Annotated in this window: 6 protein-coding genes and 1 tRNA gene; 3 read left to right on the plus strand and 4 right to left on the minus strand. The window is 39.3% G+C overall.

The window, feature by feature from the left end; translation table 11 throughout:
* Window positions 1-127: 127 nt before the first annotated feature.
* Window positions 128-2,371 (minus strand): M56 family metallopeptidase, encoded by a 2,244-nt coding sequence (locus tag LLW17_RS18640; RefSeq protein ID WP_228231812.1) that lies wholly within the window; start codon window positions 2,369-2,371, stop codon window positions 128-130.
* Window positions 2,371-2,739, minus strand: a complete 369-nt coding sequence (locus LLW17_RS18645; RefSeq protein ID WP_228231808.1) for a BlaI/MecI/CopY family transcriptional regulator — start codon at window positions 2,737-2,739, stop codon at window positions 2,371-2,373. The genes LLW17_RS18640 and LLW17_RS18645 overlap by 1 nt, the downstream gene beginning before the upstream one ends.
* A 318-nt stretch (window positions 2,740-3,057) precedes the next feature.
* Between LLW17_RS18645 and LLW17_RS18650 the strand changes: the two genes are divergently transcribed.
* Together LLW17_RS18650 and LLW17_RS18655 are read left to right on the plus strand one after the other, a co-directional pair.
* On the plus strand, window positions 3,058-3,639 hold the full coding sequence (locus LLW17_RS18650) for a PhnA domain-containing protein (RefSeq protein WP_228231813.1): 582 nt from the start codon (window positions 3,058-3,060) through the stop codon (window positions 3,637-3,639).
* Between the two features lie 148 nt (window positions 3,640-3,787).
* Window positions 3,788-4,561, plus strand: coding sequence for a DUF1206 domain-containing protein (locus tag LLW17_RS18655; protein WP_228231809.1), 774 nt, complete (start codon window positions 3,788-3,790; stop codon window positions 4,559-4,561).
* 607 nt (window positions 4,562-5,168) lie between these two features.
* Here the strand turns inward: LLW17_RS18655 and LLW17_RS18660 are convergent.
* Entirely contained in the window at window positions 5,169-6,566 is a 1,398-nt protein-coding gene (locus LLW17_RS18660; protein WP_228231810.1) for a dipeptidase, read from the minus strand.
* 330 nt (window positions 6,567-6,896) lie between these two features.
* Between LLW17_RS18660 and LLW17_RS18665 the strand changes: the two genes are divergently transcribed.
* Window positions 6,897-6,978, plus strand: a tRNA-Leu gene (locus LLW17_RS18665).
* Window positions 6,979-7,265: 287 nt separating this feature from the next.
* Here the strand turns inward: LLW17_RS18665 and LLW17_RS18670 are convergent.
* Entirely contained in the window at window positions 7,266-9,524 is a 2,259-nt protein-coding gene (locus LLW17_RS18670) for a hypothetical protein (RefSeq protein ID WP_228231811.1), read from the minus strand.
* Window positions 9,525-9,644: the final 120 nt, after the last annotated feature.

Here is a 9,644-nt window from a genome sequence, read left to right on the forward strand (position 1 = left end):
TTCTTGCCCGACATGAACTGGTCAAGCACCTTCTTTTCAAATTCTGTCTGTTCCTCTTTTCTCATGGTTCTGTCTGAATAAAATTAATGTTTAAATCTATTTCAGACAGAGTTTAATTTACACCCTCTCAGTTTGCTTTTTCTGCTTTTTGCTGAAGTTTTAAAACCTCCTTTTCGCTAAGTTGTTTTGCATAGCGATCATAATAATTAAAAGCGCCAGATTCCGTTTTTACATAATAATAGGTTTGATCGCCTATTACCAAATACCCGGCCTTTTTGGTCATTTGTTCCGGGCTAAGGGGTGAGCTTTTTTGGGGATTTTCAGATTTCGCCGGAATCAAGGCTTCCTCCTGAGGCTCCCCCGCAATAATCACTTTGATACTCTTAACACCGTAATCCCGAAGTGCTGATTTCACATCGGTGATGATCCCCATTTTAACCGACGGGTCTACCGTAATCTTTACGTCCATCACTTTGGCGCGTTCAGCTTTAGTATAGTCTGAATTATACCGGCTTAAGGCTTTTTCAATACGTTCTGAGTCTATAATTTTAGAGTTGATAAAAACCTGATGGTTTTTATCAATTTCGATATAAATGTCTTCAAAAACCTGAATAATTTCAGATTCTTCGGGCACGGGTTTGTTTAAGGTTTTATTTGGTTTTACTGCTTTTTGTGCAGCAGGCGCTGGTGGCGGCGGAGGGGGAGTTCCCGATTTTGGTGCAGCTGGAGCGGGTGGAGTGATTAATTGTTGTGAAGGATTGATTTTAAACAAATCTGTCTTTTTAAATTCTTTATTTAGCTCTTTTAAAAATTCCTCATTACCTTTTTGCATATGTACTTTCAAAATATAATTTTTGAAATTTTCCGAAGACCAATTCGCCGTATTTAAATCTAAATCTTTCACAAATCCTTTTAGAGAACTTGGGTTTCCATTAATGCCTAACCAATTATCAACTACATCAATATATATTACTTTAGGAGCTTCTTTAACTTTTTTGTAGATATAACCTTCCGAACTAGTCATGCGATTTCCGGTGACCGTAAAATAAATGTCCCTGTTGTCGTAAGTAAAGTAAAAACCCGTAGAAGTTAAGACGGGGTAGTACGTATTTGTGCCGAATTGATCTTCGATAATCCAGGAGGTGCCTCCATTTTCTGAACGGATATAGAATTTCTGATCAATATCAATACCCTCCCAATCCCCGGAGAAAATTTTTCCGTAGGTATTTTCAGGGCGAATAAAGCTTTTGTCATTTAAAAGGAGTTCATTGTTTTTAGATTTATAATCTAAAAAAGCCTGCATTTTACCAGCAGAAAGTGATTTGTTTTTCTTAGTTACTGCATAACGGTTTTCACTTTCCTCACGCAACTCAAATGTGTCTTTATAAGACTTCATCCAAAGCTTTTTATCCTGCTCGTATATTGTGAGTTGTGCAAACTCACTTTTGCGTTCAACCCATTTTCCCAATATAGAAGGAGACTCTTTTTGTACTACCGGCTTTGCGACAATCTCCTGATTGAAACAGTAAAAGCATAGGGCCAGTACAGGTATAAAAAGCACCAGTCGCAGAAGCATTTTTTTGACCGAGCGGGTTTTTGATAACATAAGAATTCGTTTTTTAGTTAATGAATAATTAATTGGGCTTGATAACGCGGTGTGATGAGCACCACCCGAATAGGTAAATAAAAGATTTGTGTAGTTTTTAGTAGTTGTGTTTTGAGCCAGCGCGGCCCGGTCTGCGAGAAATTCGTGATTCAAAGCAATGCTTCTTTTTAAAAAGACCAGCAGCGGATTAAACCAGAAAATCACCTGTAACAATTCAACTGCCAGAATATCCCAGGTGTGCTTTTGCGTGACGTGTGCCTGCTCGTGCGCCAGGATTTCCGGGGCGATGAAGTTGGTTTTAAATTCGGTTTTAGGCAGGAAAATGAACTTAAGAAACGAATGCGGAATAACCTTTCCGGCCAATAGGACGTTGATATGGGTTTTCGCCTCTACCTTTTCGTTGCAGGTTATTTTGTGACGAAGCCTGATCAGATTCCGCAAAAAGCGAAACCCAAAGAGCAGAACACCGGCAACATAAACGATTCCTAAACCAATCAGCAGCCAGTTTGTAGGTTCATCGACCGGTGCAGAAACCGGAGCCTCGGTAAAGGCAACCGGTTCAAAATAGGTCTCAGCAACCACGGGTTGGGGTTCTACTTCAACGGTATAGCTAAAGCTAATCAGCGGTAAAGTGAGAGCCAAAACCAAACTTCCCAGGAGGTAAACACGCTTAAAGTGGTGCGCAGCCGTTTGCTCTAAGGCGATTTTATAAAACCCCCAAAGCACCAGCAGGCATAAGATTGATTTGATGAGGTAGGCGAGCATCACTTTTTCGATTTTAGGCGTTCGTCAATCAATTTTTTAAGATCCTCCAGTTCCTGGGGTGACAAATCGGTTTCCTTCGTAAAAAAGGAAGCAAACTGCGCGGCAGAGTCGTTAAAGAAATTTTTGATCATTCCATTCACCTGCCTGGCAAAATAATCTTTCTTCTTGACCAGGGGGAAATACTCCCGCGACCGCCCGTATTGCACATAGTCCACAAAATTCTTGTCCTGCATGCGCTTTAACAAAGTGGCGACGGTAGTCGTTGCAGGCCGTGGTTCGGGATACGCCTCAATGAGGTCTTTCATAAAGGCTTTTTCCTGTTTCCACAAGATTTGCATCAATTGTTCTTCGGCATTAGAGAGACTCATTTTTCTACAGATTTAGAATGTATTCTACAAATGTAGAAATAAATTCTAATTCTACAAGTGTAGAGTAAATTAATTTTGATTATCAGGGCGTTTCGCTTTAGGTTTTTTGAAGAAAACCTAAAGCGACCGGGTCTGCCTGCCGGCAAAGGCAGGCTTTCGGCAGTCGCTTTTTCGCCCTCGCGGTTGCTAAGTGATTTTAGTAAGAAGACTAGTATCGGAGCACCGCGGGGCAAAAAGAGCTCCAACAATGCCTCAATCCCTAACGCAGGTTATATCAATAATCTTAACTTTGGCGCCCTAACACACAACCAGAAAACTATGAGCCTCGAACAGGATTTAAGAGACCGAAGCGGCAATGTATGCGAACTATGCAGCAGCACAACCGATTTAGATGTGTATGCCGTGCCGCATTCGCCGGAGGGAGATACCGCAGACACCGCGATTTTTGCTTGTGGTACCTGCAGAACACAATTGGAAAATCCAGATCAGGTAGAGCCCAATCACTGGCGTTGCCTTAACGACAGTATGTGGAGCCCCGTGCCGGCGGTACAGGTAGTTGCTTATCGTATGTTGCACCAGCTTAAAGCCGAAGGCTGGCCGCAAGACCTGCTCGATATGATGTATATGGAAGAAGAGACGCGCGAGTGGGCCAAAGCCGGTGTGGCGCAGGAAACTGCAGCAAACGCACTGGTGCATCGCGACAGCAATGGAGTTATTCTCGAAGCGGGCGATTCGGTGGTGCTGATTAAAGACCTCAAGGTAAAAGGCAGCAGTATGGTGGCCAAGCAGGGCACGGCTGTAAGACGTATTTCGCTAGATCACGAAAACGAAAAATACATTGAAGGCAAAGTTGACGGGCAGCAAATCGTTCTGGTAACTGATTATGTGAAAAAGATTTAGGCCTCATAAAGGCTTTTGAATTTTACGTTCGTTTAAGTCCTCAATTTTCTGACATTTAGCAGTTTGTTGGGTTTATTATAACATCGGGTTGGGATAAGGCTGCCACGTATATGAATATATTGGCATCACTAACCAATCTGATACTCCAATGAACAATAAGAAAGAAAAACTGGCCCGTGTAGGTATGCTTGCCAAGGGTGTGGTTTATGCTATAATAGGAACGCTAACCGCAATGGCGGCCTTCAACCTGGGCGGTTCTAAAAGCGGAAACGAAAACGTACTTCAATTTTTAGCCGGTCAGCCTTTTGGCCAGGTTTTACTCGCGCTTCTGGGTGTGGGTCTTTTTGGCTATACTTTTTACAGGTTTTATGAAGCTTTTAAAGGAAGCGGAGATTCGTGGGGTGAAGTCAAAGGATTTTTTAAGCGTGCCGGCTTTATCGTAAGTGGTGTTTTTTATGGCGCACTGGGTGTTACGGCACTGCGTATGGTTTTGGGCGGAAGTTCGGGCTCAAGAGGCAGCTCTGTAATTTCTACTCTGATGGAAAAATCATACGGACCCTATGTTGTGGGATTTATCGCATTGTGTCTGGCCGGGAAAGCCATTTTTCAAATCTACAAAGCCTATTCCGGAACCTTTAGAGATGATGTCAATGAGAGCAGTCTGAGTCAACAGGAACAAAAAACATTAATACGCGCCGGAAAAATTGGCTTTATCAGCAGGGGGATCGTTTCGGGGATTGTGGCCTTTTTATTTTTTAAAGTGGCTACAGGAAGCGGTGGAGATACCGGTGGTAAAGTTGCCGCATTCGAATTTTTACAGGATAATTTTGGAGCAACCGTAATGGGCATTATAGCTTTGGGTCTTGTGGCCTATGCAGTCTTTATGTTTATACAGGCCAAATACGCACAGATTCGGATTTAAGGTTCAAGATTTAAAATTCAAAATTAAAAAACCCGTAGGCTTGATGCTGTGCGGGTTTTTTGTTTAGTTATTTAGTTATTTAGTTATTGAGTTATTGAGTTATTGAGTTATTGAGTTATTTAGTTATTTAGTTATTGAGTTATTGAGTTATTGAGTTATTGAGTTATTGAGTTATTGAGTTATTTTGGATATTAAACCTCAAAATCTATTTTTTTCGCAATCGTGTAATTCCTGATTTTTTATTCATTATTCAAATTCTGCATTCTTAATTCAGAATTTTCACAACTTGCTTTCGCTCACGGAAATTCACTCAGTCGCCAAATCTTTTATCTGAATACTGCAAACTGAGACTGCAAACTGAAACTGCCTTCGATACGAATTTCAGCTCGCTTTCGCTTACGGAAATTCACTCAGTCAGCTAGACACTGCAAACTGAGACTGCATACTGCATACTGAAACCCTGCGTGAGGGATTGAAGCGGCATCCTTTTTAACGGGTCTCCGAGTGATTTGCCTGGTAAGGCAAATTGTATCGAGGAGCCCGGTTAAAAAGATAAAGCGTAAAGCCCGACCCCGCCTTTTGCGGGGTCACGCCCAAACGCTTAAAATTAGTTTTCTGCAGATTTTAGTTTAGTGAACTCGTGGTAAAAATGCGGAATGGTCTCGATGCCTTTGAGAAAATTCCAAACCCCAAAGTGCTCGTTAGGGGAGTGAATGGCGTCACTGTCCAGGCCAAAGCCCATAAGGATAGTTTTGCTGTTGAGTTCGCGCTCAAATAAGGCCACAATTGGGATGCTGCCGCCGCTGCGCTGCGGAATGGGTGTTTTGCCAAAAGTCTTCTCATAAGCCGCCTCTGCCGCCTGATAGCCGATGTTGTCAATGGGTGTAACGTAAGGTTCGCCGCCGTGATGGGGTTTTACCTTGACGCGCACGCCTTTTGGGGCGATGCTTTCAAAATGGGTTTTGAAGAGCTCAGTGATTTCTTTCCAGTCCTGATGCGGTACCAGACGCATACTAATCTTGGCGAAAGCCTTACTGGCGATTACGGTTTTGGCTCCCTCGCCGGTGTAGCCGCCCCAGATGCCGTTGACATCGAGGGTAGGGCGTATGCTGTTGCGCTCGTTTGTGGTGTAACCGGCTTCGCCATAAACCGCGTCGATGTCGAGCGCTTTCTGATAGTTCTCTAGTGAAAACGGGGCTTCGGCCATTTTTTCGCGTTCGTCGGCGGTGAGTTCGTCGACCTGATCGTAAAATCCGGGAATGGTGATGTGGTTGTTTTCGTCGTGCAGGGAGGCGATCATTTTGGTAAGCACGTTGATGGGATTGGCCACCGCACCGCCGTAAAGCCCGCTATGCAGATCGCGGTTGGGGCCGGTGACTTCGACTTCCACATAGCTGAGGCCGCGCAGGCCGGTGGTAATGCTGGGCACGTCTTTGGCGATCATACCGGTGTCTGAAATCAGGATCACGTCGTTAGCCAGTTTCTCCTGATTGCGGGAAACAAACCAACCCAGATTTTCGCTGCCTACTTCTTCTTCGCCCTCGATCATAAACTTGACGTTGCAGGGCAGGTCGTCGTTTTGGGTCATATACTCAAGTGCTTTGACGTGCATATACATCTGGCCCTTGTCGTCACAGGCGCCGCGGGCAAAAATGGCGCCGTCGGGATGCCCTTCTGTTTTTTTGATAACGGGTTCAAAAGGTGCGCTTTCCCACAAGTCTAGCGGGTCTGGCGGTTGCACGTCGTAATGCCCATACACCAAAATGGTGGGCAGGTTTTTATCTTTTAGGATCTCGCCATATACGATGGGATAGCCCGGAGTTTCGCAGATTTCAACTTTGGCACAACCGGCTTCTTTCAGGCGTTCGGCCACGGCGTCTGCGGTGTTGAATACATCTTCTTTGTAGGCTTTGTCGGCACTGATAGATGGAATTTTAAGCAGCTCGATGAGTTCGTCGAGAAAGCGTTTTTGATGGGTGTCTATGTATTTTTTAATGTCTTTCATCTATTTAAATTGTATCAGGAACTTAGGGTTCAGTTATTTAATTAATTGGTGTGTAATAACCTTTATTTGCCAGGTGTCCATTAGGGTTCATAAATAAAACTTGAGTTTGGGTAAAAATACGGATTGACTTTCAGATTTCTATTTTTAAGAGGCTGGAATGGTAAAGGAGGGCGGGGTGAAATAAGTGGAAATCAAAATACTTTACCGGATTGAAAAAATATTTTGAAAAAGCATTTTCAAATTCAAAATCTTTGCTATATTTGCACTCGCATTTTTAGAGATACGAATGCAAGTTTTTAACGGGAGTCCTAAGTACGTTGAAAATAGTATGCAGGCGTGGTGGAATTGGTAGACACGCTAGACTTAGGATCTAGTGCCGCAAGGTGTGGGAGTTCGAGTCTCCCCGCCTGTACAAAGGGATAAGCCGACTTTAACGAGTCGGCTTTTTCATTTTGGTACAACAGTGGTACAACAATTTTGCTTTTTTAAAATTAGCTAAACTTTAACATTATCTGAACTGTTTTGAGATCAATAATTATTGATTTTAAACGCTGCTGGGATTTTGAGGGTAAAATTTTATGACACATTAGGCTTTGCCAAAAAGGTAGGTTATATTTCAAGACCAAGTTGTTTAAAAGCATGTCAACACGTACTAACCAATTGAAATGCAATACTGAGTCTAAATTTAAAAATCAATTATTAATCAAGTATTTCGATAGCTTCACTAGCAGCACTTCTCAAGTGATTGTACTCTAGCATATGATCAAAAATGTTTAAACATTGTATTACCTGCGATTTGTTTTTGCTAAGATTTCTGTTGAATATAGAATATAATTTCAATATTAATTGAACTGGCTCTTTGTCATAATATCCGTGATTTTGAATGTTAGGAGTTTTTTTAAAATTCATTTTCTTAATAAGAACAAGGCATTCGTTGGGATTTGTGTTAACGCATTTCAAAAGATATTCTAGAAAGTATCTAGGCTCCATTTCGCAAATTTTTGAAGAAGAATATTTTAGTAAAAATGGGTAGAAGTAATCAAAATTATTGGGCTTAAGTTTTCTTAATATTATACCTGAATAGAGACTAGCAATATCTTTATCTTGAATTTTTAAGAATGATAAGAGTATTTTAAAACATTTCGCCTTAATATTTTGCGAGTCTTCAAACAAATTCTCTTCAGCAACTTTCAAGGCACATCTTTTGGCCTCTGAACTACTATTGATAAACTTTTTGTATAAGTTTATGTCATTTGTTTTTTCATTTAAATAAGCCAATACTATAATTTGACCATTACTATGAAAGCTTTTATTTTCTATAATTCTTCTGTAGTAATAATTCATTTTTGAATGAAATTTCCAATAAAAAAACTGAGCACTCCAAAATGAGTTTTTTATTATTGAAGGGTTATCTTGAGATATTAAATCTTTAAAAATTTTATAGCTTCTATTTATGTCAAGATGATTTAGGTAGGAGATTTCTGATATTATGCCAACTTTTACGCAGTCTTGTTCATCTTTAATAGCACATTCAACGGTATCAAATATTTTATCTTTAAAGTGAATAAGTTGATAACAAGAAATTATTTTCCTTATAGCAATACCTCTTACAGTATTGACACTATCAAATAATGGATCATTTGGGTTTAAGGGTTTGGTAGGATGAGGATTATTTAATGCTGTTTCTCGTATGTAAGTGAACATTTCATTATCTAAAACTTCGTTAGAAATTAAATAGTCACTAGATCTAAGAGTATACATATGATTAGGGGCATCCATCTTTTTAGTAATTATCTTTTTAAATAAAATACCTACTTTTTCAGGATAATATTTTCCTTTAATTAAACCTTCTAATCCAGACGTTAAATAGTCAATCGCCACTTTTTCATCGCTTGCCAATTGCAAAATAAATTCATAATATTTTGCGGGGTCTTTTGCTACTTGTTCACTTAGTTGACTTGCATGTTGTATTTTCCCTCCTCTTGCACCGTGTCCTTCTATATAACTATCATTGTATTTTAAAATAGTCTTTTTCCAGTTTTTTAAGGACATGTTTTTATATGCTGAACCTTTTAAAGGTGCTCCCACCACATAACTTCTAGAAGTGGAGATATCCATAGCCTTCTTTGGGTCAAGCTTACCAAACTTTCTTTCGAGCTCGAGATATCTCATATTTAAGCTAGGTATTTTTTTTATTTCATTCACTGGAATAGCACAAATAAAAAGATACTCCTTTTTAAATCTGAACTTCATCACACTACTTAAACTATCTTTATCAACTCTAAATTCATATGGATGACTTACTGATCTGATAATTCGGATTATTATGTCTTTTTCAGTTTGATTTAAAATCCCGAAAATACTAGTGATGAGGTTTCTTAAATTAAGTTGTAGTTCATCATCATATGAATTGAATCCATTTTTACTATGGATAATTTCAAATAACTCAAGGATGTAATCTTTTCCAGCATTACATTTTAAAAGAACTACCGTAAGAATATTTATTATATCAAATGAGTCAGAATATTTATGTTCATTAAAAAAACTCTGGAAGAACTTCTTATTTTCAACTAAATGTTGAATTATTTTGTTTTCAATTAATCTATTAAGTCCATCTGATGAATTAAAAAATCTTTCAAACACAGAACATTTATAATAAATAGATTCCTTTTCTGATATGTTTAATTCAAAGGAAAATCTATTTGACTGTATTGTTTTTTGATATAAATCCCATAAGAACACAAATAGTTTATTGGGATTTAATTCATAAATATTATTTAGAATTTCTTTTTGTTCATAAGAAACCCTATCATTATTGTGTCCACTTAAATCCTGTAAATTTTTCGTGAATATAGGTCTCAATTTGCTTAGACAGAATTCCTCATCATATCTGAAAATTTTTTCTAGAATCGAATAATTCCAAAATTGATCTCCATCTTCATTTAATGTAATGAGCATCCCCCAAAAATTAGGACAGTAATTTAAGTTCCAAAATAACTTTAAATTTACTGTTTTATGACACGAAGAAAATTCACACCCAAGTTCAAGACCAAAGTGGTTTTAGAAGCTCTCAAAGAG

Origin of the sequence: Leeuwenhoekiella parthenopeia (assembly GCF_020782115.1) — a bacterium.
GTDB lineage: Bacteria > Bacteroidota > Bacteroidia > Flavobacteriales > Flavobacteriaceae > Leeuwenhoekiella > Leeuwenhoekiella parthenopeia.